Genomic DNA, 26,412 nt, shown 5'->3' with positions numbered 1-26,412 from the left:
GCGGAATCAAACGGCCGTTCCCCCCAGTTCGGCCATTCAAAATGCCGCTACTTGTGGGCGTTCAACCCGAGACATCCCGGACAAGCGGATCGTCGCCCATTCTGGTGTGTAATGATCCACCTTGGACACCACCACCGTCATATCGTCGTCGATGCTCCCCCCATTCCCTCGTACGACTCGTTCCAACAGACAGTCCGCAAACGATTGCGGATCTTTGGTATCGATCTCGGCGATCAGCCGTTTGAGGTACAACTCCTTGTTGTGCGCTTGTCTCGGCGCATCCAATACACCGTCAGTCACCATGATCAACAGATCCCCCGGTTGGAGTCGCTTTTCCAACGGCTCCACATCGATATTGCGCAAAATCCCGATCGGCGGATTGCCGGCGGACAGGGTGATCACTTCTTTGCCCCGTTTGATGAAGCCGGGTGTGGAACCGATCTTCAAAAACCGGGTGTTCGCATCTTTCAAATCGATCATCGCCAGATCGATCGTGGCAAACATCTCGTCTGTGGATCGCAAGCCCAAGATGGCGTTGACCGTCTCCACCGCTTTTTTCTCATTCATCCCCGCCTGAAGCAGTCGTCGGAGCAATCCGAGGGCTGCATGGCTCTCTTCTTGGGCGCGTTGGCCGTTGCCCATGCCGTCGCTCAAGGCCACAGCATATTTTCCCGTCCCCAGATTCATGTAGCAATAGCTGTCGCCGGACAACCAGTGCCCCCCCTTGGCGGCGCCCGCCACACCGGTTTTGATCTCGTAGCGTTGAGCCGAACCCAACGTGACGACAGCTCCCGAAGTCTTGCCCTGGATGACCTTTCGGTGAACAGCGATGGGCTCACCGATGATCTCTGTCAATAACGGTGCGATCAGCTTCCGGCACTCATCCAATGCATCGCCGTGCGGCAGTGTGACCTCAACTTCCACCTTCCCCTCTTCCAGACTGATTACTTCCACCCGCTGGATGGACAGACCCAATTCTTCCAGAGCCAGCTGTATCTGCTCCTCTTGTGCGGCGAGCACTTGCGCTTCCCGCCGGATGTCTTCGGCCAAATCGCGCATCACACCGGCCACGCCCTCCAACTGTTCAGACACCAACCGGCGTGCTTCCCGAACCTGCTCCCGCCAATACAGATCGTACTCATACAAATCGTAACGCTCCTGGATCAACGACAACACCTTGTCCGCTTTGACGCAATGCTCGGACCATGACCGCGGTGTCCGCAGCGGGCGATCTTTAGGATGCATCTCCACCATCGCCATCAAATCGGTCATTCCCTGATACGTCTTCATCATGTCACGCTCCCAGCATTGCCGGTAACGATGACACGATTTGCACGTTTTTTCGGTCACATCCCCGAGAAAACGGCTGAAGTGGGCAGTCTCCTGTTGCCGCTGCAAACTGGGGTCCTCCTGGAAACTGTGGGCCAACTCCACGAAGAGTTCGGTAAACTGATCCACTTTGGCGGCTGTCACATCACGCAAACGGCGCACGTACTCCTGTTGTGAATGCTGATACTCGTCCGTTCCCGGTATATGACGGGAAATCACTTTGAAAAAGGCGGACGGTGTCAGCCACAACAATACGATCGCACTCGCAGACTCAGCCAGCGAAATCCAGGCATGCCACTTTCCACCCGCATACAGTGACAAAATGGCGGTACCCAGTATGAATCCCACCGTCACACCCCATCGCTTGCTTTCCCGGAAAAGTCCGGCCAACAATCCGGCGAATGCCAGCAAACTGATCTCTCCAAGCGAACGGGGATCGGACAAGCTGAGAATCATCCCGGTTACCACTCCGACAGCCGCACCCGTCATGCCGCCACCCACCAGCGCCAGCACGAGAATGACATACCGGGACAACACATGGACCGCTGACACGCCTGCTACCGCCCATCCCATCGCTCCTGTCATCACCGAGCCGATCAATATGACGAGACAGATCATCTCCTCTTGGCGAAGGGCCATCCTTTTTCGGCGCACGGTGAAGAAGGGCAGCGACTGGACGAAAATGAACGAGAGAATGAAGCTCAGCAATACGTCGGTTCCGGCCATCATCGCCTGGTATGGAGTCCATCCGCTCCACCAGAAGCGTATCAGGTGGACCCCTGCGCTCGTAGTCAGCACGACAAAAGGGACGTAATTGATCTGCCCTCTTTTCACCCAGGCAAAGATCTTTTGGATCACCAAAAACAGAATAAGTCCCGCGACTGTTTGTGCCGTGTGGATCGGTTCCTTGGTCGCCGCTCCCGCCAACAGCGCCACAGCCACGGCTGGCCACTGCTTGCGGGACAGTTGGTAGACCACAGCAAGATAGGCTACGGAAAACGGTGATACGGCGTCCAACATCACGGCCCGTCCGAACAGAAACCCCATCAGCATGAGCGGAAGGTTCCACACACGCGACCATCTTTGCAGCTTTCGCTTAGCATCAGGACTTAAGCGAAACGCTTTCCCGATCGGCCGCATCCAGGTCATCCCCACATCCATCCATCGCATCTGCATCCATCCCACACCTTTCTTGGCTCGTGTGCCACCCATTATAGCGGGGCAGGGATGGGAAAGTTTGTCACAATGCGAAGGTTGTCCAAAAAAATGTTCCGACAACATTTGGAAAAGGTGTGTTTCCCACAGCTTCGGTTGAAAATGCCGATCCTCTTTCCTTGTAAAAAAAACAATCCCCCGCCATTTGTCGGCGGAGGGCGGTATTTTTATGTATCACCTTGTCGATAACGAGGACGAATCTCGTGACTTTGACAAAACTTCTCATTTCATACCAATACCGAAGCGGCTGCGGGACCGGTATTGTCGAGCGGAAGCGATGAGGCTTATCCTTCCTCCAAGGGGAACATCTGGGCCTCAGCCAGATACGGTGGAATAAACTTCCGTTGGGTCTGCAGGCGGATCATCTTATCCAGAGTGCGCAATGCATGAACTTGCTGGCGTCGTTTGAGCTGTCCTTTTTCGATCGCCGTTGCAAATTCGTCAATGTCAATCACATGGTAGCGACCGTCAGGATAAACAATCATGTCCAGCAACAGGTCGACCATGACGTACCGCATGCGCCCAACCTGCCGCATATCCATCACGTCGCAGTAATAGTACATGAATTCTCCGTTACGGTGAAACACCTTGGAGATGGTATACCCCTTCCGGACGAAATAGTACGTCAAAAAAATCCGTTTGCCGTCAGGGTTGGGATATTGGGTCGCAAAACAGTGACGTCCCCGCCAGTCCCTTACCTTTTCCGTATAGGTTTTGTTGATTGTGGTGAATTTAATCTTCTTGATAGAGACATTCACAATACCACTCCCACCAGCCGCTGTTTGACGGCCCCGGATTCCCGGCGGACACGCTTCGGAACGGACCGGCTTTTTGGATAAATAAAAAAAGGCGAATGGCGCCCTTATCGATGAAGGGCCGTTCCCTCGCCTTCCCCTCTCCACATTTGGTAGCGGCGGAGGGCCTCGAACCCCCGACCTCACGGGTATGAACCGTACGCTCTAGCCAACTGAGCTACGCCGCCACATGATCAGTAAGAGGATCCCCCTTACCGGGATATGTTTGGTTGCGGGGGCAGGACTCGAACCTGCGACCTTCGGGTTATGAGCCCGACGAGCTACCAACTGCTCCACCCCGCGTCGGTTGCGAACAGCTTCTATTATATAAACCGTATGCAACCTTGTCAAGCATGAAATCCCGGTATTTCCTCAGTCAATTTTTGGGATCATGCGGCGGATACAATAAATACTTACTCCGCATATGCCGGAAGGATTCCAGTCCCTCTTTCCACTGGGCGGCGATTTCTTTGGCGGGAACGCCCGCGTCAATTTGCTTGCGGACCTGATCTGTCCCCGTCAGTTTGTCAATCCAGTACGGTTCCTCGGTTTCCCGCCAAGCGAACTGGTCGGGATACAGTTGCTTCACTGTTTGGATGATGGTCAATCCGGTCAACACCGGGTCAAACGTACGGCGATCCTCCACGTATATCTGCACGCCCCCGACCGTCTTCCCCGTATATTTGGAAAACGTGGGGGTGAAATACGCCTCCCTGAACGAGACCCCCGGCAACTTCGCCCGATTCAGTGCCTCCGCCAATTTCCATCCTTCGATATAAGGTGCGCCGATCAACTCGAACGGACGTGTGGTACCCCGTCCCTCCGACAGATTGGTTCCCTCGATCAATCCCATGCCCGGATACACCGTGGCCGTATCCAGTGTCGGTATGTTGGGTGACGGCGGAACCCAAGGCAGCCCCGTCTGATCGTACCATTGATTGCGCTTCCATCCGCTCATCCGGATCACTGTTAATCGTGCCCGTTTTCCTCCCGTTTCCTCAGGCAGGAACTCCCCGTTGAACAACTGGGCCAATTCCCCCACTGTCATCCCGTGGCGTAGCGGAATCGGAAACAACCCGACAAAGGAGCGGTACGCAGGGTCCAACACTGGCCCCTCCACCATTTCCCCGCCGATCGGATTGGGACGGTCCAGCACGATAAATGGGATGTCTGCCTTGGCCGCCGCCTCCATGGCGTAGGCCATCGTGTAAATATAGGTGTAAAAGCGTGTTCCTACGTCCTGGATATCAAACACCAGCACATCGACACCATCAAACAAAGACACCATCTCATCCGGCTTCTTACCATATAGATTGACAAACGGTAATCCAGTTCGCGGGTCAACATAGGACCCTGGTGTTTGACCTGCCTGCTCCGTCCCGCGGACGCCATGCTCCGGTCCATACACCTTCACAACATGAATCCCCTTGGCCAACATGGCATCCAATCCGTGTTGGTAATCTCTGGTCATGCCAGTCGGGTTGGTGATCAGCCCGACGCGCTTCCCGGCGAGGGATTCCGGGTGTTCCAACAATATTTCCAACCCCGTTTTCACATGACCGTGGTCATTACGGGTCAAGGTTTCTGCCCCGTCGGCCACTTCAGAGCCCATCATACCCAATGTAAGCAAACCGATCATGGCCATGCCCAACCAACGTTTGACGTACATCCCACGGCTCCCCCTTTCGACCCGGACAGTGGTTCGGTTTTAGCTTATTCCGCCCGGCGATTCCTCGAAACAGTTCTCCGTTATAACTGGGGAATCCTGCTGTACAGTCAAAGCCGAATCATGATCGGTACAAAACGGTCCTACTCTTTCGTCATTCTCCCCGATTTGCTCCATAAAAAAACCCGCCGCGGTTGGCGGCGGGTCGGATGATGAAACCTCTCGCATCCCCTTTTGAGGTTAATCCCAGCTCTTCCAAGCGTGTCTGGTGAAGACTGTCCAATTCATTCCCGGTTCGCTCCACCTGCACCCTCAAGCCGGATCTGACGGAACGAGATTGTCCTCACTCGTTCGATATGAGATAGAGTTCCTCTTGATCATCTTTGGTATAGCCCAATTTTCTGGCCATCTCTTCCATGTACGTATCCGTCTGCATCCGCTGGATTTGCTCCCGCAGTTGTTTCTGGCGCGCTTGTAGTGCGGAGATTTGTGCACGTTTCTCTGCCAATGCGGCTTCGGCTTCCGAAATTCTCCCCGTCTGAATGATCAGTTCAACAAGAAACCAGACGAGAAAAGTGCACATGATGGCCAGCCACACCAATCGACGCCGTCGCGCTTTCGGGGAAATCGACCGGTGGTCGAGGCGACCGGCCGATGAAGCTTGTGCCGTTCGCTGCGGTCGAAATGTCACAACATTGTTCGCGGCAGGTTTTCGGATCATGGGCATCATCCTCATTTCTCTCTGTTTCTGGAAAACAGGCAAGTTATCCGCTGCCATAACGAACGGACCCAACTCAGACAGGGAATGATCCGGGGCCGGACATACCGGATCCAGGGACGGATCAGCCAGACATCGGCGATTGTGATCCGCCGGATGACCCGAAGCAGTACGAGAAGCAAACGTATCGTTCCAGCCCCTATGAAGCCCAAGGCTGTCCATGCGTATGTGAGCGGAACCCAAAAGGTGACATACAACGTACGGAACACAATCCGGATCATCCACTCCACCAAGCGGATCGTCCAAGAGATCAACCGGATCATCGTCCGGCTCATCCAGAAATAGTAGAGCGCAATACCGAGCACGACAGCGAGGAAGACATAAAAGCGGAGCACACCCCAATTGCTCCACATCAGCAAGCCGAACACCAAACCTGCGGCCACTGTCCAATATAACAGGTCGATGAGCGAGACGACCCATCCCCTGAACCGGAACCGGCCTTTCATCACCCGATAAATGTCCAGCAACACGCCGAGGATGATACCGGAGGCGGTCATCCAGCCCATCGTCAGCCATTGCGCTTCAAGACTCACCGGAACAACCTGCCCAACAATCCTTTCGTTCTTTCCATGCGGGAAGTGCCGTCATCCAAGTAGCTCATTTCGTAAAAGCTGCCTTCAATTGATACTTTGCCTTGTTCCAAATCCAAACTTTTGATGTGCAGGTTCTGTCCGCGGATGCCCAAGTAGCCGCACTCGGTATTTAACAGGAATTCCTCGCTGTCAAAACTCTCCACGCTGACCACGCCCGACACGTCCAAAGCGTTTCTCCCGCTCAGCACCACCTCGTGACGGGCGGCTGTATACAATTCGTCGACCATGGCATGTACCCCCTCTCGGTACATGATATGGACGACGTCAAGACGTTAGAACCAGAGCGATTCTTCCTCTTGATTCGAGGACGCCGCGGGCAAATTACGCTTCGCTCAGAAGATATTGTCCGCGATGAGGTTCCTGCGCTTTCCCAATCGATGCTTGGCCGAACTTAACTCTTGTCGCCCGCCTGGGAAATCATGACTCCCCGTTAGGACACCTCTTCTGTCTCGTCCGAAGACGATTCCGACAATGTTTCCTCTGACACAATCGTGTACATCTGGCTTGCTTCCGCTTTCCTGGAGGTTTCCGCAATGGAGTCAACGCGAACCGTGAGCAGTTTTTTGCCGAATCGAATGGTGAGTTGGTCGCCGACGGAGACATTGGTGCCCGCTTTGGCGGGGCGGCCGTTGACCTGCACGCGACCTTGGTCGCATACTTCTTTGGCCAACGTCCGCCGCTTCACCAAACGGGACACCTTGAGGAACTTGTCCAGCCGCATCTTACTTCACGGCTTCTTTCAGCCGGCTGCCTGCACGGAAGGCAGGCACTTGGGATTCCGGAATTTCAATCGTCGCCCCCGTCTGCGGATTCCGTCCGACTCGGCCGGAACGTTTGCGCGTTTCAAATGTCCCAAAGCCGATCAGTTGGACCTTCTCACCTTCGCTGAGCGCTTGCGTAATTTCATTTAAAAAGTGGTTGATGACCGCTTCGACGTCTTTTTTGGTCATCCCGCTGTTTTGAGAGATGCGGGTGATCAAATCCTGCTTGTTCACTCCACGCTACCTCCTTTTGTCGGTACTCACTGGTTTACCTTCTGTGTGAAGAAACGAAATCCTTCCCCAGAAATGGAAAAACCCATCTATTTTACCGACGGTTCGCGTAAAGGTACTCCGGCGGATCATGATTCATCAGGCATGTTTTCCTTGGCTTCCTCCCACCAAGCATCCAGCTCTGCCATCGGAATCTCGGACAGCGGTCGGCCGTCCTCTCTTGCCCGTTTTTCTACCCACTGAAAACGTTTGGTAAACTTGCGGCAAGCCCCGAGCAACGCCTGTTCGGGGTCCACATCGAAAAAGCGCGCCAGTGCTGAGACGACAAACAGCAGATCACCCAGTTCTTCTTCCCGGTGAGTGGGATCTTCAGCCCGGAACAGTTCGTCCAGCTCTTCCATCACCTTGTCGCGAACGTCTTCGGATTTTTCCCAATCAAAGCCCACTTTGGCCGCCCGCTTTTGCAATTCCATCGAACGAAGAAGCGCGGGGAATTGTGAAGAAACACCGTCCAGCAAAGAGCGGGACTCGGGTTGATCCGCACGCTCCAGCTGCTTGATTTCGTCCCATTTCTGCTTGACGTCTTCAGCCGTTTCAGCCGATTCGTCGCCAAATACGTGCGGATGGCGACGAATCAGTTTCTCTGAGAGATTCCCTATCACGTCCCGGATATCGAATGTGCCTTCCTCCCGGGCAATCTGAGCGTGAAGGACGACCTGCAACAGTACGTCTCCCAGTTCGTCCGCCATCGCATCAGGGTCCTCTTCAGCCAACGCATCCAAAAACTCATACGCTTCTTCCAGTAGATATTTGCGCAGACTCTGATGCGTCTGTTTACGATCCCACGGACATCCCCCCGGTCCGCGCAATCGGGCGATGATGCCGGTCAAGGTATCGAAACGACGGTTGAGCACCGCTGCCTTGTCCGTAGGCGGAATATACAACAGGGTAAGGTTGTCAAATCGCTCCTCGCGGTCCAGTTGATATAGCGGAACTGTTTCGATCCGTTCCCTTTCCTCTACTCCCAGCGCGTTCGCCACCGTAACCGGAAAGTCGTCCGGGTAGACTTCCATCAACGTCAGCTTGATGTCGGAAGCGACCATCCGATCGTACACCTGCGCGATCAGCTGGTGCACCCGCGGATCGAGGCGATCGGCAGACAGATCGGTCCCGTCCAGGAGAAGGAACCCGTCAATCGGATCAATGCCTAGCCGTGCGAACGCCGCGTCGAGAAAACTACCACCCCCACGTACATCGACCCGGATACCGTGTCGGGGGCCTTCCTCCCGTAACAGACGAACCGTCCGCTCCGCCACCATTGGGTGTCCGGGCACCGCATACACAACTGGACGGCCCGCCTTGGCCTCGGCCAGCAACCGATCGACGATTTCCCGATAGACGGATTCAAAATCGGCGTGTGCTTCATATACGGAATCGAAAGTAGCGAAACCAAGGCCACGTTCTCTCAACCAATCAACTACCGGATGGTCTTCTGTTCGGAGCCACAAAGCATCCGCACGCTCCAACGTCTCCAACGTTCCCATCGGCAACGCGGATACATCACCGAAACCCAAACCGACGATTGTGATGGTTCCTTGCAATGGAACTCCCCCTTTACCCGTCAGATCGGCGCAACCGCTCCACTAGCGGAATCAGTTTGGGACCGATCTTCGGCATTTTTTCGAGATCCGCCCTGCTCACCACACCGAAGCGGATCAAGGCAAATCCGTACACGGCCACACCAACTGACACCGAAATCAGCGCAACGATCGTCATCATCAAACGTTCCGGCAACCAACCCGTCAACAACCACTCCAATCCCCACATCGCAAACCAGACCGCCAGGCTCATCACGGCCGTCGGTCCAGTGAGGGGAAGCAATGCATCCCGCCATCTCCATCCAATCCCCATCTGTCTCAACGTTCGCAAGTTTAACTGGGCCGCCACACCGTAACCCAACACCGTGGCCAAAGCAGCACCCCGAATATCCCAGACGGGAATCAGCAGCAAATTGGCCACCACTTTCACCGCTACACCGATCAACAAATTGCGTGCGGGTACATATACGTTGCCCAATCCCTGCAACACGCCGGCCGCCGTCATTTTTACCATGGAAAACAAAGCGGCAAAAGCCAGAATGGACAGCGCGGCCGTTCCCGCCGCATCTTCGTACAGCATCACGTTGGTCGGTCTGGCAACGATCGCCAACCCCACAGAGGCAGGCAAGCCCAACACCACCGTCAGCCGCAAAGCCGTATGGGAAAGCCGGAGTACTTCTTTCTCATCCCGGTGAGCACGTGCGGAGGCGATCGCCGGCACCAGTGACAAGGACAATGATCCGGCAAAAAAGGATGCAAACTGGATCAACGGTTGTCCACGATCAAAAATGCCTTTGGCCGCAACAGCTTCTGTCGGTTGCCACCCCTGTTGCAACAAAATGTTGGTGACAGTAAAGGAATCCGTCAGAGACAACAACGGCATTACCAGGGACCCCAAGCAGATCGGCAGTGACAACACCAACAGTTGACGTGCAATTTGCCATTCATTTTCTCGTTGACCGGGAGCGGTTCCTCGGCGTACAGGTTGGCCTCGAAAATGTCGGTTCCATGTGAACAGCAGAAACACCAATGCAGCCGTCGCACCGGTAAATGCCCCAAACATCGCCCCGGCACCCGCCATCACGACACCTGCACCGGTGGTCATAAACCACCAAGCGGCAATCAGAATGGTGGCGACGCGAACCAACTGCTCCATCACTTGGGATACAGCCGTAGGCATCATGTCCTGATGTCCTTGAAAATAGCCACGGATGACAGATACGACCGGTACGACCAGCAATGCAAACGACACGGTCCGGATCGGGAGCGTGAGCAGTTGTTGACTTCCCATCCACGTGGCGATTGTTTCTGCTCCGACAAACAACAAGACAAACAAACACAATCCGGTTATGCTTAGGATGACCGTTGCCACACGGAAAATCCGTCCGGCCGCATCACGATCCCCTTCAGCCAGACGTTCTGATACCATCTTGGATATCGCCGTGGGGAATCCGGCGGTGGCAAGCAACAACAAAGTACTGTACAACGGATATACCTGCTGGTAGACGAACAGGCCCTCATTACCTGTGATGTTTTGGTAGGGCACTTTGTACAATGCCCCCAGCAGTTTGGACACAAATGCGGCGGCACCCAAAATGGCCGCCCCTCGGACGAAGGAATACCTCCGTGACATGATGATCTCCTTTCCCGTCCGCCTCCAGACATCCAACAAAACGAAACTGCCGACAACGGGATTGTCAGCAGTCCGATCGGATCTTTGATATTGTAGCATGAAACCAACCACCTGACCACCGAACGGAGTACCCGAATCAGCTTCCTTTTATGTTTGCAAGCAAAGAAAAAAGCAGGCTGTAGCCCGCTTAGATTGTTCCACCGCATCACCGTATCCCTGAGTCATTGCTCCATCTGTTTACCCAAAAATCCGGCGGCTGTCCCTGCAATCTTCACTTCCAGGTCCCCCATGCGTACGCCTTCTTTTTTGGTCAGAAGGATTACGGCGCCGATCGGGTCCCCACCCGCAATGATCGGTGCCACCACGAACGATTGATATTGTTCTGGCATGTCACGGATCAGCTCTGCCCGACTGGGATTGGCTTCCAAAATGGTGCGTCGCTGATCCATACAGGATTCCACCAGGCTGCCCACCGGTTTTTCCAGATACTCTTTTTTGGGTCCGCCGGCGACGGCGATCACACTGTCCCGATCACAGATCAACACGATATGTTGAAGATTTTCAAACAAGGATTCCGCATACTCTTGAGCAAAATCCCCCAACTCACCGATGGGAGAATATTTTTTCAAGATCACTTCTCCGTCACGATCCACAAAGATTTCCAACGGATCCCCTTCCCGAATACGAAGCGTCCGGCGAATTTCCTTCGGAATGACCACACGTCCCAAATCGTCGATGCGCCGGACGATGCCGGTAGCTTTCATATGTTGTGATGCCTCACTTTCGTCGATGATTTTTCCGGATCAGGCCTTGGTGTTGTCTGATGCGTCCTATCCGCCCATAGTATTCATCTGCTTCCAATTAATTATGCGGATAGGCCCCTTCGAAACAAAACAGGGGGTATTTTCCAATTACATCAAGAATCATTTGACTTTTCAAACCACAAGAGAAAGTCCGCGGTATCCTGCGTATTCATTTATTGCAGGGAAAACGGCTCACCTGAATCACGAGTGGTTCAAAGCAACAACAAAAAAGCCCGCAGGTTGACTATAAAGTCCTGCGGGCTCCTTTAAGAGCATGTCTACTCGTTAGATTTTCCTGTAATCCGGGCGACAACCCGCGGTCATCATTGGCTGGGAGCAGCGGGTTGTCCCTGTCCGCCGGTTGTTCCCGAACCCGGTAGGGTCGGTTGCGGTTCTTTCGGCAGGTTCCACTTGGACACCTTTACGTTTTTGGCCAAGTACTCCTTATACATCTTTTCGAGCAGCATTTGTTTCACTTCGTCTTTGACCTGGTCAAACGGTTGTTTTTTCCGCTCGGTCACCTTGATGATATGATAACCGTACATCGTTTTGACCGGGTCGCTGATTTTGTTCAACGCCAGGGTTTTCACCGCATTGGCAAATTCCGGTGCAAAATCCCCCGGCTTGCCTTCGATAAGGCCCCCCGTATTTTTGGAACCAGGATCATCCGAGTACTGCTTTGCCAACTGGGCAAAGTCCCCGCCCTTCTCCAATTTCTGCTTCACTTCCAGCGCACGCTTCTTGGCATCGGCATCGGAACGCTTGCCGTCCTGAACGGAGATCAATATGTGATTTGCCTTGACGGTGTAAAACTGATCCGATTTGTCGTATTCGGCTTTCAACTGATCGGGTTTGATTTGCTTCTCAAAGTAAGAGGAGACCTTTTCCCCTCGAATGAGGAACGCCTTCAGCTGGGGTTTGGTAAATCCCGCTTTCTTCAGAATCTGATCGAAGGATTCCTTCGAATTGCCCAGCGATTGTTTGACCTGTTCCTCCATCTTTTTCAGTGATTCATCCGCTTGTTTCTGGAACTCCGCACTGTCCCCCACTTGACGGGCGACCATCATTTCCCCGATGTATTGTTTGGCGATTTCCTGCTTCATGCCGGGCATTTGAATCATCATGGAGACTTGCGGCTGGAAAAAGCCGAGAATGTTCAGATACAGGTTGAACTCGCCCTCGGTCACTTTTCCGCCGTTGTATTCCGCGATCACCTTTTTGCTGTCCGTCTTCAGCGGGAAAGCGGCTTGTCCTGCCGGATTTTGTTTTTGTCCAGAGGTCGGTTTGTCTTTATCAGCTCCACATGCCGTGGCAAAGATCGACACCATCAGTAAAAGCGCCAACAAGGCCGCGAGGCCTTTATTCATTCGCCGCATTTTGAATTGCTCCTTTCGTTTTGGGAACCGTTTCATATTTTATCAGAAAACGCTCCACCATTTCCAGCGCGTCGGCCGGAGACAGGCCCGCGGTCTTGAAGATGATGCCGATTCGCTGCCCAGACGACAGGCGGATGCGTCCCGGAAACTCCTGTGCCAGTCGGAACAGGCGTTGTCCATCCACCACCTGGTTTTGATCCGGATGCAGGCGGATGGTGATTTCCTGTCCCTTCTGCTGAATCTCCTCAATCCCGTATTTCAAGGCGTAAGCCCGAATCCGGGCGATGCGCAACAGGGTTTGCACCGGTTGAGGCAAATCCCCGAATCGGTCTTCGATCTCTTCTTCGAGATCACGCGCTTCTTCCAATGTTTGTATGGCTCGGATCTTTTTGTACAGCTCGATCTTTTGTTTCTCGTCCGGAATGTAATCCGAAGGCAGATAGGCGTCGGCATTCAGTTCGATCTGCGGCTCCAGCGGCTGTTCCTGCTCTTCCGTGCCTTTCAATTCGGCGATCGCTTCTTTGAGCATCTGAGAGTACAATTCAAATCCGACACTGGCGATATGCCCATGCTGTTCAGCCCCCAGAAGATTCCCCGCACCGCGAATCGCCAAATCCCGCATGGCGATTTTGAAACCAGAACCCAGTTCGGTAAACTCCTTGATCGCTTGCAATCGCTTTTCCGCCGTCTCGGTCAGCACCTTGTCCCGCTGATAAGTGAAATAGGCGTAGGCGATCCGATTGGAACGACCGACACGACCGCGCAGCTGGTAAAGCTGCGACAAGCCCATCTTGTCCGCATCGTAGATGATCAGCGTGTTGACGTTGGGGATGTCCACTCCTGTCTCGATGATTGTGGTGCTGACGAGCACGTCGTATTCCCCGTCCAAGAAATCCAGCATAACGCGCTCCAGTTCCGTTTCGGGCATTTGCCCGTGTGCGACGGCCACGCGCGCTTCCGGCACCAACGCCCGGATTTGTTCCGCCATTTGCTCGATTCCCTGCACCTGGTTGTAGAGGAAGTATACCTGCCCGTCACGCGCAAGCTCCCGTTCGATCGCTTCCCGCACTAATGCGGCGGAATACTCGAGAACATACGTCTGCACGGGGAAACGGTTTTCCGGCGGCGTTTCAATGACGGACAAATCGCGTACTCCCATCATCGCCATGTGCAAGGTGCGCGGAATCGGGGTGGCCGTCAGCGTGAGCACGTCGATGTTGTGCTTCATCTGTTTGATCCGCTCTTTGTGTTTGACGCCGAACCGCTGTTCTTCGTCGATGATCAAAAGACCCAGATCCTTGAACTGCACGTCCTTGGACAACAGCCGGTGTGTACCGATCACGATGTCGACCGTACCGTTTTTGACACCTTCGATCGTCTCTTTTTGCTCCTTGCGCGTGCGGAACCTGCTCAGAACGCGGATTTCCACCGGAAAACCGGCAAACCGCTCCTTGAACGTCTCATAGTGCTGTTGCGCCAAAATGGTGGTGGGTACCAGCACCGCCACCTGTTTACCGTCCATCGTCGCTTTAAATGCGGCGCGGATGGCCACTTCCGTCTTCCCGTAACCCACATCACCGCACAACAGTCGATCCATCGGCTGGGGCTTCTCCATATCCGCCTTGATCTCGCGGATCGACCGTTCCTGATCAGGTGTCTCCTCATACGGGAACATCGCGTCGAATTCCCGTTGATAGGGGGTGTCCGGGGAGAAAGCAAAGCCCTTGGCCGCCTGCCGTTTGGCGTACAGTTTGATCAGATCTTGGGCGATGTCTTGCACAGACGAGCGTACTTTGTTTTTGACCTTGCTCCACTCGCTGCCACCCAAACTGTACACTTTGGGCGTTTTTTCCTCTGCGCCGACATATTTCTGCACCTGGTCGATCTGATCGATCGGAACGTACAGCTTGTCGTTGCCGGCGTATTGGATCAAGAGATAATCCTTGTGCATCCCGCCCACGTTGAGCGTCTCGATCCCCGCATACCGACCGATGCCGTGGTTGACGTGAACCACATAATCACCGGGTTGGAGCTCTTGGTAATCCTTGATCTTTTCGGCGTGGCTCATTTTGGAGGGGCGACGCATCCGGCGCTGTTTCTGGGTAAATACCTCGCCTTCGGTCACCACAGCCAGCTTGATCGCACTCAGTTCAAATCCGTTTTGCAAAGAGGTGATACGCACAACGGGTCGACCGGCGAACGGAGGGGCATCCACGCTGTCATGCTCCAGCTCCATCCCGTAATCGGCCAGCACCCGCTTCAACCGTTCGGCCCGCTCCTCGCTGCTCGCCGTGAAAATGACGCGATACTTGGCCTTTTGCCACCGCTCCCACTCTGTTTTGAGCACATGCATTTGTCCGTGGAACTGTTGCATGCTCCGACAGATGAACTGCACGACGTTTTGCGGTTGGAATCCCTGCACCTGCCGCATAAACAACGACAGCGCGATCCGCGGATGTTTCACGCGAAACAGGCATTCCTCGTAAGAGTGGGAAATTTTTAGCTGAGGCAGAAACTCTCCCTGCTGCAACAGAGCAGTCTGCCATTCCCCTTCTTCCCGCTCCATCTGACGGGCAGTCTCCGTGATCCGGGCCGGTTCGTCCAACACCAGCACGGTGTCTTTGGGCATATAATCCAGTAAACTCTGACAATCCGGATAGATGAGGGTGATATATTTATAGATGCCGGTAAACCATTGTCCCGATTTCAGCTGTTCGATTTCCCAGCCGATTCCTTCAGCGAGTTTCTTTTTGAGCGAGGGGTCCTTGACAGCCGAAAGACGCTCCTCCAGTAACCCCGCCGCTTTTTCACCCGCCTGATACAGTCTTTCGGCATCGGCGAACAATTCACGGGCAGGCGGGATCAACACCTCTTCCCATTTGTCGTAGGAGCGTTGATCCGTTGCGGAAAACGGCCGGATCGAATCCAGTTCGTCTCCAAACCACTCCATGCGGACCGGGTCCTGGAATGTAACCGGATACACGTCCAAAATGCCGCCACGAACGCTGAATTCACCAGGCTTCTCCACCATCTCCACCCGTTCGTAACCGATCTTCACCAGTCGGTCCACCAACGGGTCCATCGGCCGTTCCTCTCCCACTTTCAATCGGACGTGACTGGCCTTTACCGTGGCCTGAGGCGGAAACAGCTTGCGCAATCCGGCAAACGGCACGACAAAAACGCCGGTAAATCCGCGCGAGAGACGGGACAACACATCTACCCGTTCTCCGAGCGTCTCGTGTCCGGCGAGTGCAATTTCCGTCGTGACCAATTCATTGGCTGGATACAACATCACTTCTTCTTTCGGCAACAACTCATATAAATCTTCCGCCGCTTTTTGCGCTTGGTTCAAGTTGTGCGTGACCAGCATCACTGGCTGTCCGATCTCACGATACAGGGAAGCCACATATAACATCCGCGCGGTCCCCGTCAGTCCCGCGACCATCTGCTCGGACAACCCCATTCTCAGTCCTTCCACTGTGGACTGAAAATCCTTGTCCTCCCGAAAAAGGTGTATCAAGGGCTTCACGTCGTTTCGGCCTCCTTTCTGCGACCGCCTTTTTTACGCCAATACAAAAGAAGCCTTAGCTGGGGCAGCCAAGGCCGTTCGTTCCTTTCTATCCGGCTGATTTGGCACCGTTCTCCCCCGCGCCAAAACCATCATTTTCCAGCTGTGCTGACATTCCAAGCCGACAGATGAAACTTCTCATTGCAATGGCCGGGGCAATAGAGACAGTTCCGGTGAACGGTTCAGCATCTCCTGGCATGTTTCGCAAACTACCTTCACCAGGGTGCCGCCATCCATATCATCAGATATTATATCCTTCCGTTCCTCGGGGGTCAACCAATGAAACCCTAATTGCCATTCTGTAATATTTTCTGCTGATAGTTGACCGATCGTCTGATCGCAAATTCTGCAAACATATCTGATTCCCATCATATTCCTCCCGATCCGAAGATATTCTGCTATAGTATCACCGGATCGAGAGGAATTCATAAGCGGATCAGTTCTGATTGAATTCGTTCATCGCGATCAGGAAGGAATCCGTCTCCAACCAGCGGTTCACGGCGTCCGCCGCACGGCGTACGGCCGATACGATGGCGTCCTGTTCATCGGGGGCAAACGGAGACAACACGTAGTCGGGAATCGGTTGCGGCGTCTGCGGGCGGCCAATTCCGATCTTGATCCGCTTGATCGATTGCGTTCCCAAGTGCTGAACGACGGATTTCACTCCGTTGTGCCCCCCGGAACTGCCCTTGAGACGGAGGCGCAAATGACCGAGCGGCAAATCCAAATCATCGTATATGATCAGTACGTCATCCACGGTGCATTTCAGCCAATCCATCGCCGGGCGCACCGATTCCCCGGACAGGTTCATGAATGTCATCGGCTTGAGCAATGTGACGGTTTCCGTCCCCACCCGTCCTGTCCCGCTCAACCCTTTCCATTTCTCTTTGTTGACCGGAATCCCCCATTGCTCACTCAGCCGGTCAATCACCCAAAATCCGACGTTGTGCCGCGTATTTTCGTAACGGGGGCCAGGATTCCCCAAACCGACAATCAACTTCACAAACCATCCCTGCCTTTTCGTCAGATCCTCCATCAATGAGACAGGCGCAACCCTCAGGCTGCGCCTGTCTTTTCCATTGGGCACATGCGAGTGGTGCAGTACACACCCATTTTATTAACTGTTGACTGTTTCTGTTTCCGCAGTCGTCTCCGCTTCGCTTTCTCCATCGTCCGTACCCGCCACTTGCGGTCGGGTTACGGCAGCCACGACTTCATCCGGGTCGGACAGCAGTTTCACACCTTCCGGCAACTTGACGGCTTGCAGGGTGACGGTGTCACCGATCTCCAATCCGCTGACATCCAAGGTCAAGACTTCAGGGATCCGATCAGGCAAGGCGCGGATTTCCACCTCATGCAACTGATGTTGCAACACCCCGCCTTCCTTCACTCCTTTCGGTTCCCCTTTGAGCACCAGAGGCACTTCCGTGTCGATCGGCTCGTCCATTTCCACGGCATAGAAGTCCACGTGCAACAATTTATCTTTCAACTCATCCCGTTGCCATTCGCGTATGATGACCGGGTATGTTTGATCATCCAGTTGAAGTTGAATCACAGAGGTCGCGGCACCTTGTTGCAAGCAGCGCGCCAATTGCAATTCGTCCACATGCAGCAGTTGAGGGTCTTTTCCTTTTCCGTAGAATACCCCCGGTACGCGACCTTGCTTACGCAATTTCGTTTTCAGCGCTTTCGGACGTGCTTCTCGGCGTTGTGCTTGAATCGTCAGTGCCATTTGCATCCCTCCGTCGAAAAAAATCTTACATAATTATCATTTAACCGGATAACGGGGGATTTAAACATGCAACTGACAGCAGCACACCGAAAACCCGTTCCAAGCGTCCCGGAATCGGTCTTTCCGTCTGAGGCCCACAGCAGGATTGGTGAATCATGGGGCTCGTCAGTCAAACAATTTGCTGACGGACAACTCCTCGTGCACACGGATAATCGCTTCCCCGATCAGGGATGCCACAGACAACACCTTGATTTTGTCCAGCTGTTTTTCCTCCGGCAAGGGAATGGTGTTGGTGACGACCATTTCCTTAATGTTGGCCTGCTGGATCCGCTCAATCGCCGGACCGGAAAAGACCGGGTGAGTGCAGCAGGCGTAGACTTCTTTGGCTCCCTGCTCCAGCAAAGCATTGGCAGCCAGCGTGATCGTCCCGGCAGTGTCGATGATATCATCAATGATGATTGCTTTTTTGCCTCTTACATCCCCGACGATGTTCATCACTTCGGCGACATTGGGTTCCGGCCGCCGTTTGTCGATAATGGCGATTGGCGCTTCCAAACGCTCGGCCAGTTTCCGCGCCCGGATCACACCACCATGATCGGGGGAGACGACCACAACGTCATCCAGTTGCTTTTTGATGAAGTAGTCGGCCAAAATGGGCACACCCAACAAATGGTCCACCGGAATGTCAAAGAAGCCCTGGATCTGGTTGGCATGCAGATCCATGGTGATCACCCGGTCCGCGCCCGCTGTCTCGATCAGGTTGGCCACCAGCTTGGCCGTAATCGGATCACGAGCCCGCGTTTTCCGATCCTGACGCGCATACCCATAGTATGGGATCACAACATTGATGGTACGGGCGGATGCCCGTTTGAGCGCATCCACCATCACCAGCAGTTCCATCAAATGCTGGTTGACCGGATGACAGGTGGATTGGATGACATAGACATCCGACCCACGAACGCTCTCGTCCAATTTGACGTGAATCTCTCCATCGCTGAATTTGCCCACTTCGGCGTCCCCCAGCGGAACACCGATGTGATCAGCGATTTCCCGGGCCAAACCGGGATTGGAATTACAGGTGAACAACTGCAGACGTGTTTGACGAAGTTGAGACATGGGTGAACGATCCTCCACTTTTGATGGTAGGCTGGTTACTTGCTTTTGGCTTTTAGTTTTTTCGCATATTCCGGCTTATTGGTCTGCCGTTCGCGTGCAATGGCCAAGGCATCACCCGGCACGTCGTTCGTGATGGTTGAACCGGCAGCCACATATGCCCCTTTACCAACGGTCACCGGAGCGACCAAGTTGACATTACATCCGATGAATGCACCATTCTCGATGACGGTTTTGTGTTTGTTCACACCGTCGTAGTTGACGGTCACCGCACCGCAGCCGATGTTGACGCCTTCACCCACATCGGCGTCACCGACATAGCCCAGGTGTGATACCTTCGATCCCTTCCCGAGACGAGCGTTCTTGATGTCAACGAAACACCCGACTTTCGTGAATGATTCGAGATGGGAACCAGGTCGTACATAGGCGAACGGACCGACGGTCGCTCCGTCGTCTACCCGGGCGTCTTTCAGCACCGAATATTGAATGTGCGCACCGTCCCCGATGACGACGTTGGTCAGATCAGCCTGCGGGCCGATGACGCATCCTTCCCCGATCACCGTGCCGGCTCGCAGATGGGAACCGGGATGAATCACGGTGTCGGCCCCGATTTGCACATCTGCTTCAATGTAAGTGTTGGCTGGATCAATGACAGTGACGCCATTCATCATGTGCGCTTTCAACAGCCGGCGTCGCATGATCGCTTCCGCTTCCGCCAACTGTACCCGGTTGTTCACCCCATGGGCTTCGTCCGGGTCGTCGATGGTTTCCGCCCCGATATGCTTCCCTTTCTTCTGTAAAATGGTGATCACATCGGGCAGATAGTATTCACCTTGCTGGTTGTCGTTGTTCACTTCCTTTAGCGACTCAAACAGCAGGCGATTGTCGAAGCAGAACGTGCCGGTGTTAACCTCACGAATCCGCCGTTCTTCCTCAGTGGCATCCTTGTGCTCCACGATCCGCACCACGCGGCCGTCTTCACCACGAACCACACGTCCGTATCCCGTCGGATCGGCCAGTTCAGCTGTCAACACGGTCGCAGCCGATTGCCGTTCCCGATGACTGTGGACCAGTCGCTCCAGCGTGTCCGCCGTGAAGAGCGGGTGATCGCCGTTGAGTACGAGCGTCGTGCCTTCCTTGTCCGCCAAAATCCCTTCCGCCTGACGGACTGCATGCGCCGTCCCCAATTGCTCTTCCTGCAATACGAAGGTGGCGCGATCACCGACATGGGCTTGCACTGATTCGGCGTGATGCCCGACCACCACGATGGTTTGAGATGTTCCCAGACGCTCCAGTTGGTCCAAAATATGATCAATAATCGCTTTGCCGCATACCGGGTGTAATACCTTGTGCTTGCGCGACTTCATCCGCGTTCCCTGTCCAGCGGCCAGTACGATGGCAAAAAGATCACTCATGTGGGTCGCACCCCCGTTTTTCCTACAAAACTCCATTCTGACTATATCCCAAAGCAAACGGGAATGCAACAAGGCTGCAGGGTGAAGAGTTTGCCAATCCGACGATGACGATAAAAAAAGTATCCCGCATGGTGCGGGATCGAATTTGTTCGGCCAGGGTTAATTTCGTCAGCAAGAAACCGTTTCCACTTCATGTCTGCCTGCGATACCTCTATCAAAGGCTGCCACTGCCTCATCCGACAATGACACGGACGGGCATCTTCCAATATATAACGATGACCGCAGACTTTGATTCAAGCGTCCAAAGGATAAACGTCCGCTTTCATTTCCAACTCGCCGGCGCGTTCATATTCCGCGAGTACGGCGGCTTCGATTTTTTCCCGTGTCGAAGGTGAAATGGGGTGGGCAATGTCGCGGAACTCGCCGTCCGGCGTACGCTTGCTGGGCATCGCCACAAACATGCCGTTGTTTCCGTCAATAACGCGGATGTCATGGACGACAAATTCACCGTCAATCGTAATGGAAGCGATCGCGCGCATGCGTCCTTCACGGTTGACACGGCGCAGACGAACGTTTGTAATTTCCAATCTGATTCACCACCCATTTCCATATAGATGTCCACTCACCTATTCTTCATGGGTGATGAAAATCCTTCAATTTCACACCAAGAAAATGGATTTTTTTGTTGAATTCAATCGACAATTGCTACGGCTTCAATTTCCACTCGTACATCTTTGGGAAGACGCGCTGCTTGTACGCATGAACGGGCCGGGTGTGGCTCCTTGAAATACTGCGCATAGACTTCATTCACTTGTTGAAAATCTTCCATATCAGCCAAAAAGATCGTCGTCTTTACCACTTTGTTCAGATCGGTTCCGGCGGCTTGCAGTACGGCCTGCAAGTTCTTCATCACCTGATGCGTTTGCTCAACAATGCCACCTTCGACCAGTTTTCCTTCCGGTGTCAGCGGAATCTGACCCGACGTGTACACCATGTTCCCAGCTTGAATCGCTTGCGAATACGGCCCAATCGCTTGCGGAGCCGCAGAAGTTTGGATTCGCTTCATCCGACCTCCCATCCTTTCTCAAACAGGTTGCCCAACTGGACATCCACCGTCCGTTGTTTTTCGTCAATCGACTTGATTTTGGCCAGCGACACCACATTCTCCACCAGACGTTCTTGGGCAGCCGATTCCACCAGTACACCGGCACCGACCACTTCCGCCTGAAACTCGGAAAGCAAATCGATCATTCCGCGAATGGTGCCACCCGCTTTCATGAAATCATCGATGATCAACACGCGTGATCCTTCCTTCAACGAGCGGCGCGACAAAGAAAGAGTACGAATTCGCCTGCTGGAGCCGGACACCGTATTGACAGTTACCACCGAGCCTTCCGTCACCCGGTTGCCCTGACGCACGATCGCCACCGGTACACCCAGATGCGCGGCGGCCGCCAACGCCAGGGGAATCCCCTTCGTTTCCACCGTGACAACGGCATTCACCTGTTCCTTGGCAAACACGGATGCCCAAATCTGACCGATTTCGCGCAGTAGTGCCGGTTGTCCCAACAGATCGGACATGTACAAAAAGCCACCGGGTAAGATGCGGTCAGGATTGGACAACTCGCGGCAGAGTGACCGCATCACTTCCTCTGCTGTTTTCCTGTCCATACCCGGGATATAACGGACACCGCCGGCCGCACCGGCCAATGTCTCCAAACCGCCTTGACCTGTGGTGCTCATCACCTCATGGATGATGGTCAGATCCTCGCTGATGGACGATTTCGCTGTATCGTACCGCTCAGCAAACGTACTGAGCGGGATGAGACGATGCGGATGCTGGATGAGCTGACGCGTCATGTCGACGATGCGTGCGCTCCGCTTCCATTTGTTCATTCCCTAACCCCCATGAAAACCGAATGTATCCTTATGGAATATATCATATTGTTCGGCTTTTATCAAGTAATAGAGGTTGGTTTGATCCCAACATACGGACAGCATATACTTGACGGCAAAATCCCCGCAAACCGTTGACAATGCGACGCGCCCGTGATTCGCGGTCAACCAGTCCGAACACGGTGGGACCGCTTCCCGACATCAACACACCGTCGGCACCGAATTGCTGCATCTTCTCTTTGAGTCGCTTTACTTCAGGATACATCTGCATCGTCACTTCTTCCAACACATTGCCCAAATGCCGGCAGATGCCGCGATAATCTCCCTGCTCCAGTGCCTGAATCATCGCCTCTGTATTCGGCCTACGCTCAATTCGATCCACACGCAGAGCTTGAAACACTTCGGCCGTAGAAACGCCATGCTGGGGCTTGGCCAACACGACCCAGCAAGGTGGCGGCGGTGCCACAGGCGTCAGGATTTCCCCCCGGCCTTTGGCCAACGCCGTTCCGGACCAAACACAAAACGGGACATCCGATCCGATCTCCGCTCCCAGCTCGGCCAGTTCCTCCAGCGATAATCCCAACTGCCACAACCGGTTGAGACCGCGTAATGTGGCGGCCGCATCGCTACTGCCGCCTGCTAGTCCTGCGGCTACAGGAATCCGTTTGTGAATCGTGATTTTGACGCCGCGGGTGATGCCCATTCGTTGACGGAGCAAATCGGCCGCCCGATAAGCCAAATTGCGTTCGTCCTGCGGAATGAGGCCGGAGGTATTCTCCAGCACGATGTCATCACCATCGATGTCCGCCAACTCAATCCGATCGGACAGATCGATCGTGGTCATGACCATTTCCAATTCATGATATCCATCTTCACGCTTATGTAAGGCGTCCAAAGTCAAATTGATTTTCGCCGGTGCCTTTTCCGACACTTCCATCTACCCTGCCTCCCCTCTTGCCGCCACTTTGGATCCGCCGTCCCGATAGTGTCACTCGCTCACGCCCGCATTCTCCGCAAGTGTTCTTATTGTATCACGTTTCGAGAAAATGTAGGTACCAGTGCGGGAAAATCCCATATGAGATGAAAAAGGTTGGGGGGATACCCCAACCCGATCCGCGGCTATTTTTTGGTCAAGCTCGCTTCCGCGATCTCAATCGCCCGTTTCACCATGTTACCTGCGTCACGAGCTTTGATCCCGCCCCAACCTTCCTTCTGGACCACGTCATAAAAGCCCAGTTCCTTCGCGATTTCGACCTTCAAGGCCTCCGACATGACGTTACCTCTGCGTGCCATGCAGATACCCCCTTTGATCATTGGCCGCGGACTTCGCTTAGTATCTGCATTTGGTCTTGATTTTTTGCGAGGAAAAAATAAAATAGAACACGTCACCGTGTTCTATTAGTTTTTAACGTATTTGACACGTACTTGCTGATCGTCTTCATAGACGGTCAGCTCCACCGACTCTGTCAAGATGTCCGCGTAACTGTACGAAACGCGTTTGAAAGCGTGTTGGTCTTCGTCCAACTTCACAATAAAAACGGAGGGATACGTTTCCTCCAACACGCCGGTACGCTCGATGGTTTTGCGGCGGCCACTGTTCGCTTTGAGGCGAATCCGGTGTCCGATGTAACCATCCAGCGTTTGTTTGATTTCAGTCAGCGCGTTTTTGCCCACGAGACGACCACCTCACTTGACTTTATTATAGCAAGTGAGGCCTCATTTGTCAAACGAACACACGATTATAGCAGTGGGACAAAGATTTTGTCAACGCCTTTTGCGAAACTTTTTTTCAAAACTGGAAAAAAACCATTTATACCCAATGGATTATTTGGTAAATCGGTCCGCCACCGCACTGGCCGCAAACGCATCCGGTTTGATCTTCGCTGTGTAACCGACGGACGTCACCCAGCCCACGACCTCCTGAATCAGCGTCCGCGTCTCCCCATGTTTCCCCACATCCAAGTGGATCTCCACCGGGATGTCAGTCGACACTTCCAACAAACCGTGTTGTTTCAGCTGCTCCATGCAGTCCAAACTGTACTCCGTCTCCTTGTAGATCCGATACCGCAAATCAAATATCGGGTGGGAGCGCTTGCGTGCATAGTAAAACAAGGCTCCCTTGCCGACACGTTGGACGATGATGGCCGTGACAAACAAGGTTTCCTGTTGGTTGGTCTGTGAATCGGTTCCGATGACAACTTTGTATCGGGCAGAGCGATCCGCTTCCATGTATTGGCGCATATCGGCAATAACTTCTTCGATGGTAAACCGCCCTTTTCGAGGATGGTAGAAATTCAATGGCCTTTCCTCCATGTACTGCCGAGCTTGCGCCCGGGTCAATGAAACTGCTGACAAAGTACGCGAAAGCCTTCACGATATTTGTCAACAACCTGATCCATTCGGCTTGGTTCCCAAATGATCAGCCAGACCATCCGCCAAACGAGCGAATTCCTCCAAACTCAAGGTTTCCCCCCTGCGACGCGGGTCAATCCCCACTTCCTCCAACCATCGATTGAGTGTTTCCTTGTTTTTCCCATTCAACAACAACGTCGAAAGGGCATTGGACAGTGTCTTTCTCCGTTGATTGAACGCCGCCCGTACCACACGGAAAAACAGCCTTTCGTCACGTACGTGCACGGCGGGTTTCGGTCGAACGGAAAGACGAACAACGGCGGAATCGACATTGGGACGCGGCACAAACACATGCCTCGGCACGGTTGCCACCCAGGAGACTTCCGCGAAGTATTGAACCGCGACCGTCAGAGAACCGTAATCCTTGGTTCCCGGTTTGGCACGTAACCGCTCGGCCACTTCTTTCTGGATCATGACCACAATGTGGGTGAGCGGCAAACGCTCTTCCAATAAACGCATCAGAATCGGGGATGTAATATAATATGGCAAATTGGCCACCACGGCGTATTTGGTTAACCCGTTTAAATGCTCCCCGATTAACCGGCGAAAATCCACCTTCATGGCGTCACCGTGAATGATGGACACCCGGCTTTGCCCTTGAAATTGTTCACGAAGAATCGGTACCAATCGGTCATCCAGTTCCACAGCCACCACTCCGCCGGCGTATTCGGCCAGCTGCTCGGTCAACGCACCGATCCCCGGCCCGATTTCGATGACGCCGGTTTCTCTGTCCAGTTCCGCCGAACGAATGATTTTCCCAATAACATGGGCATCTGTTAAAAAGTTTTGCCCCAAGCTCTTTTTTAATGCGATTTGATGCCGTGACAATAATTTACGGGTTTGGGTGGTGATGGGTTGTCGTTCCACCTTGTTCCTCCTTCTCCGCTTGGATCAACGCTTCCCGAAACTCCGATCGGGTGATGCGAAACATTTGGATGCGGCGGAAAAATTGCCGGGCATTGGCATAGCCAATCCCCAAATGTCGACCCATCGATTCCCTGAGGCGACGCGCGCGGACCCCTCCTGCCAATCCCGCGTCCAGGTATTCTCCCCACGTCACCTCATCGTTACCTTCAGATTCCGTTCCGCTTCGAACCTCGGACAGTGCTCGCCGGATCGCTTCCGGGGAGGCGTGCTCCACTCCGATGCCGTCTTTGCCGGTGGCTTCCTCCCGTGTCAGGAATGCGTGCTTGCAACCCTCCACCCTTTGCGAGATGATTCGGCGGATGCGTTCGCCCGCACCATCCGGGTCGGTCATGATGATCACACCGCGCCTTGCTTGGGCCTGTTTAATCGCCGCCAACACTGTTTCATCCACTGCATCGCCGCCCGTTTCCAGCGTGTCCGCCGAAACGGCGCGTCGCACGGCCGCGGTGTCGTTTTTGCCTTCCACTACGATGATCTCTTTCAACTTGCCTGTAAACACCCAACGTAACCTTCTTTCCTATAACAGCCTGATGGTCCGCGGGATACTGGGGCGTGTCTGGCGAATACTGTCC

Annotated in this window: 27 protein-coding genes and 2 tRNA genes; all 29 read right to left on the bottom strand. The window is 53.9% G+C overall.

Annotated elements, in window-relative coordinates:
* Positions 1 to 36: 36 nt before the first annotated feature.
* A complete protein-coding gene (gene spoIIE, locus KI215_RS00460) occupies positions 37 to 2,505 on the bottom strand; it encodes a stage II sporulation protein E (protein ID WP_212773705.1) in 2,469 nt (822 codons plus the stop codon).
* Positions 2,506 to 2,828: 323 nt separating this feature from the next.
* Positions 2,829 to 3,302, bottom strand: coding sequence for a ribonuclease FAU-1 family protein (locus KI215_RS00455; RefSeq protein ID WP_212773704.1), 474 nt, complete (start codon positions 3,300 to 3,302; stop codon positions 2,829 to 2,831).
* Between the two features lie 147 nt (positions 3,303 to 3,449).
* A tRNA-Met gene (locus tag KI215_RS00450) sits at positions 3,450 to 3,526 on the bottom strand.
* A gap of 39 nt (positions 3,527 to 3,565) precedes the next feature.
* A tRNA-Met gene (locus tag KI215_RS00445) sits at positions 3,566 to 3,641 on the bottom strand.
* Positions 3,642 to 3,714: 73 nt separating this feature from the next.
* Entirely contained in the window at positions 3,715 to 5,007 is a 1,293-nt protein-coding gene (locus KI215_RS00440) for an exo-beta-N-acetylmuramidase NamZ family protein (protein ID WP_212773703.1), read from the bottom strand.
* 340 nt (positions 5,008 to 5,347) lie between these two features.
* Positions 5,348 to 5,725, bottom strand: coding sequence for an FtsB family cell division protein (locus KI215_RS00435; RefSeq protein ID WP_212773702.1), 378 nt, complete (start codon positions 5,723 to 5,725; stop codon positions 5,348 to 5,350).
* Between the two features lie 11 nt (positions 5,726 to 5,736).
* A complete protein-coding gene (gene yabQ / locus KI215_RS00430) occupies positions 5,737 to 6,315 on the bottom strand; it encodes a spore cortex biosynthesis protein YabQ (protein ID WP_212773701.1) in 579 nt (192 codons plus the stop codon).
* Complete coding sequence (yabP, locus tag KI215_RS00425; RefSeq protein ID WP_212773700.1) at positions 6,312 to 6,602, bottom strand: sporulation protein YabP; 291 nt, start codon at positions 6,600 to 6,602, stop codon at positions 6,312 to 6,314. Before yabP ends, yabQ begins: the two co-directional genes overlap by 4 nt.
* A 203-nt stretch (positions 6,603 to 6,805) precedes the next feature.
* Positions 6,806 to 7,096 (bottom strand): RNA-binding S4 domain-containing protein, encoded by a 291-nt coding sequence (locus tag KI215_RS00420; RefSeq protein ID WP_212773699.1) that lies wholly within the window; start codon positions 7,094 to 7,096, stop codon positions 6,806 to 6,808.
* A gap of 1 nt (position 7,097) precedes the next feature.
* Positions 7,098 to 7,370: an HU family DNA-binding protein gene (locus KI215_RS00415; protein WP_212773698.1), complete on the bottom strand. Its 273-nt coding sequence runs from the start codon at positions 7,368 to 7,370 to the stop codon at positions 7,098 to 7,100.
* 125 nt (positions 7,371 to 7,495) lie between these two features.
* Positions 7,496 to 8,968, bottom strand: a complete 1,473-nt coding sequence (yabN, locus tag KI215_RS00410) for a bifunctional methyltransferase/pyrophosphohydrolase YabN (RefSeq protein WP_212773697.1) — start codon at positions 8,966 to 8,968, stop codon at positions 7,496 to 7,498.
* A 13-nt stretch (positions 8,969 to 8,981) separates the two neighbouring features.
* Positions 8,982 to 10,697 (bottom strand): putative polysaccharide biosynthesis protein, encoded by a 1,716-nt coding sequence (locus tag KI215_RS00405; RefSeq protein WP_246512150.1) that lies wholly within the window; start codon positions 10,695 to 10,697, stop codon positions 8,982 to 8,984.
* Positions 10,698 to 10,819: 122 nt separating this feature from the next.
* On the bottom strand, positions 10,820 to 11,362 hold the full coding sequence (spoVT, locus tag KI215_RS00400; RefSeq protein ID WP_212773696.1) for a stage V sporulation protein T: 543 nt from the start codon (positions 11,360 to 11,362) through the stop codon (positions 10,820 to 10,822).
* A 362-nt stretch (positions 11,363 to 11,724) separates the two neighbouring features.
* Positions 11,725 to 12,777, bottom strand: a complete 1,053-nt coding sequence (locus tag KI215_RS00395) for a peptidylprolyl isomerase (protein WP_212773695.1) — start codon at positions 12,775 to 12,777, stop codon at positions 11,725 to 11,727.
* Complete coding sequence (gene mfd / locus KI215_RS00390; protein WP_212773694.1) at positions 12,761 to 16,306, bottom strand: transcription-repair coupling factor; 3,546 nt, start codon at positions 16,304 to 16,306, stop codon at positions 12,761 to 12,763. Before mfd ends, KI215_RS00395 begins: the two co-directional genes overlap by 17 nt.
* Positions 16,307 to 16,483: 177 nt before the next feature.
* On the bottom strand, positions 16,484 to 16,714 hold the full coding sequence (locus KI215_RS00385; RefSeq protein WP_212773693.1) for an anti-sigma-F factor Fin: 231 nt from the start codon (positions 16,712 to 16,714) through the stop codon (positions 16,484 to 16,486).
* Positions 16,715 to 16,781: 67 nt separating this feature from the next.
* Positions 16,782 to 17,348, bottom strand: a complete 567-nt coding sequence (gene pth / locus KI215_RS00380; protein WP_212773692.1) for an aminoacyl-tRNA hydrolase — start codon at positions 17,346 to 17,348, stop codon at positions 16,782 to 16,784.
* A gap of 114 nt (positions 17,349 to 17,462) precedes the next feature.
* Complete coding sequence (locus tag KI215_RS00375; RefSeq protein WP_212773691.1) at positions 17,463 to 18,077, bottom strand: 50S ribosomal protein L25/general stress protein Ctc; 615 nt, start codon at positions 18,075 to 18,077, stop codon at positions 17,463 to 17,465.
* Between the two features lie 165 nt (positions 18,078 to 18,242).
* Entirely contained in the window at positions 18,243 to 19,193 is a 951-nt protein-coding gene (locus KI215_RS00370) for a ribose-phosphate diphosphokinase (protein WP_212773690.1), read from the bottom strand.
* A 35-nt stretch (positions 19,194 to 19,228) separates the two neighbouring features.
* Entirely contained in the window at positions 19,229 to 20,605 is a 1,377-nt protein-coding gene (gene glmU, locus KI215_RS00365; protein ID WP_212773689.1) for a bifunctional UDP-N-acetylglucosamine diphosphorylase/glucosamine-1-phosphate N-acetyltransferase GlmU, read from the bottom strand.
* A gap of 293 nt (positions 20,606 to 20,898) precedes the next feature.
* Positions 20,899 to 21,192, bottom strand: a complete 294-nt coding sequence (gene spoVG / locus KI215_RS00360; protein ID WP_205496806.1) for a septation regulator SpoVG — start codon at positions 21,190 to 21,192, stop codon at positions 20,899 to 20,901.
* Between the two features lie 104 nt (positions 21,193 to 21,296).
* Complete coding sequence (locus KI215_RS00355; RefSeq protein ID WP_212773688.1) at positions 21,297 to 21,671, bottom strand: RidA family protein; 375 nt, start codon at positions 21,669 to 21,671, stop codon at positions 21,297 to 21,299.
* Positions 21,668 to 22,501, bottom strand: coding sequence for a pur operon repressor (gene purR / locus KI215_RS00350; RefSeq protein ID WP_212773687.1), 834 nt, complete (start codon positions 22,499 to 22,501; stop codon positions 21,668 to 21,670). Before purR ends, KI215_RS00355 begins: the two co-directional genes overlap by 4 nt.
* Positions 22,502 to 22,544: 43 nt before the next feature.
* Positions 22,545 to 23,438 (bottom strand): 4-(cytidine 5'-diphospho)-2-C-methyl-D-erythritol kinase, encoded by an 894-nt coding sequence (gene ispE, locus KI215_RS00345; protein WP_212773686.1) that lies wholly within the window; start codon positions 23,436 to 23,438, stop codon positions 22,545 to 22,547.
* A gap of 182 nt (positions 23,439 to 23,620) precedes the next feature.
* Complete coding sequence (locus KI215_RS00340; protein ID WP_212773685.1) at positions 23,621 to 23,794, bottom strand: small, acid-soluble spore protein, alpha/beta type; 174 nt, start codon at positions 23,792 to 23,794, stop codon at positions 23,621 to 23,623.
* 105 nt (positions 23,795 to 23,899) lie between these two features.
* On the bottom strand, positions 23,900 to 24,175 hold the full coding sequence (veg, locus tag KI215_RS00335; RefSeq protein ID WP_212773684.1) for a biofilm formation stimulator Veg: 276 nt from the start codon (positions 24,173 to 24,175) through the stop codon (positions 23,900 to 23,902).
* A 150-nt stretch (positions 24,176 to 24,325) separates the two neighbouring features.
* Positions 24,326 to 24,799: a ribonuclease H-like YkuK family protein gene (locus tag KI215_RS00330; protein ID WP_212773683.1), complete on the bottom strand. Its 474-nt coding sequence runs from the start codon at positions 24,797 to 24,799 to the stop codon at positions 24,326 to 24,328.
* A gap of 84 nt (positions 24,800 to 24,883) precedes the next feature.
* Positions 24,884 to 25,780: a 16S rRNA (adenine(1518)-N(6)/adenine(1519)-N(6))-dimethyltransferase RsmA gene (gene rsmA / locus KI215_RS00325; RefSeq protein WP_212773682.1), complete on the bottom strand. Its 897-nt coding sequence runs from the start codon at positions 25,778 to 25,780 to the stop codon at positions 24,884 to 24,886.
* The gene (gene rnmV, locus KI215_RS00320; protein ID WP_212773681.1) at positions 25,746 to 26,339 is read right to left on the bottom strand and encodes a ribonuclease M5; all 594 of its coding nucleotides are present in this window, start codon (positions 26,337 to 26,339) and stop codon (positions 25,746 to 25,748) included. Before rnmV ends, rsmA begins: the two co-directional genes overlap by 35 nt.
* Positions 26,340 to 26,412: the final 73 nt, after the last annotated feature.

Source organism: Polycladomyces abyssicola (assembly GCF_018326425.1).
Taxonomy (GTDB): Bacteria; Bacillota; Bacilli; order Thermoactinomycetales; family JIR-001; genus Polycladomyces; species Polycladomyces abyssicola.
Note: the sequence above shows the minus strand (reverse complement) of the source record. Positions and strands in the feature narration are given on the sequence as shown.

Coding starts and splice junctions, on each gene's coding strand:
- spoIIE (WP_212773705.1), bottom strand. CDS start 2,505: ATGCAGATGCGATGGATGGATGTGGGGATGACCTGGATGCGGCCGATC.
- KI215_RS00440 (WP_212773703.1), bottom strand. CDS start 5,007: ATGTACGTCAAACGTTGGTTGGGCATGGCCATGATCGGTTTGCTTACA.
- KI215_RS00435 (WP_212773702.1), bottom strand. CDS start 5,725: ATGATCCGAAAACCTGCCGCGAACAATGTTGTGACATTTCGACCGCAG.
- yabP (WP_212773700.1), bottom strand. CDS start 6,602: ATGGTCGACGAATTGTATACAGCCGCCCGTCACGAGGTGGTGCTGAGC.
- KI215_RS00420 (WP_212773699.1), bottom strand. CDS start 7,096: ATGCGGCTGGACAAGTTCCTCAAGGTGTCCCGTTTGGTGAAGCGGCGG.
- KI215_RS00405 (WP_246512150.1), bottom strand. CDS start 10,697: ATGCTACAATATCAAAGATCCGATCGGACTGCTGACAATCCCGTTGTC.
- spoVT (WP_212773696.1), bottom strand. CDS start 11,362: ATGAAAGCTACCGGCATCGTCCGGCGCATCGACGATTTGGGACGTGTG.
- KI215_RS00395 (WP_212773695.1), bottom strand. CDS start 12,777: ATGCGGCGAATGAATAAAGGCCTCGCGGCCTTGTTGGCGCTTTTACTG.
- KI215_RS00385 (WP_212773693.1), bottom strand. CDS start 16,714: ATGGGAATCAGATATGTTTGCAGAATTTGCGATCAGACGATCGGTCAA.
- KI215_RS00375 (WP_212773691.1), bottom strand. CDS start 18,077: ATGGCACTGACGATTCAAGCACAACGCCGAGAAGCACGTCCGAAAGCG.
- KI215_RS00370 (WP_212773690.1), bottom strand. CDS start 19,193: ATGTCTCAACTTCGTCAAACACGTCTGCAGTTGTTCACCTGTAATTCC.
- glmU (WP_212773689.1), bottom strand. CDS start 20,605: ATGAGTGATCTTTTTGCCATCGTACTGGCCGCTGGACAGGGAACGCGG.
- KI215_RS00355 (WP_212773688.1), bottom strand. CDS start 21,671: ATGAAGCGAATCCAAACTTCTGCGGCTCCGCAAGCGATTGGGCCGTAT.
- purR (WP_212773687.1), bottom strand. CDS start 22,501: ATGAACAAATGGAAGCGGAGCGCACGCATCGTCGACATGACGCGTCAG.
- ispE (WP_212773686.1), bottom strand. CDS start 23,438: ATGGAAGTGTCGGAAAAGGCACCGGCGAAAATCAATTTGACTTTGGAC.
- KI215_RS00340 (WP_212773685.1), bottom strand. CDS start 23,794: ATGGCACGCAGAGGTAACGTCATGTCGGAGGCCTTGAAGGTCGAAATC.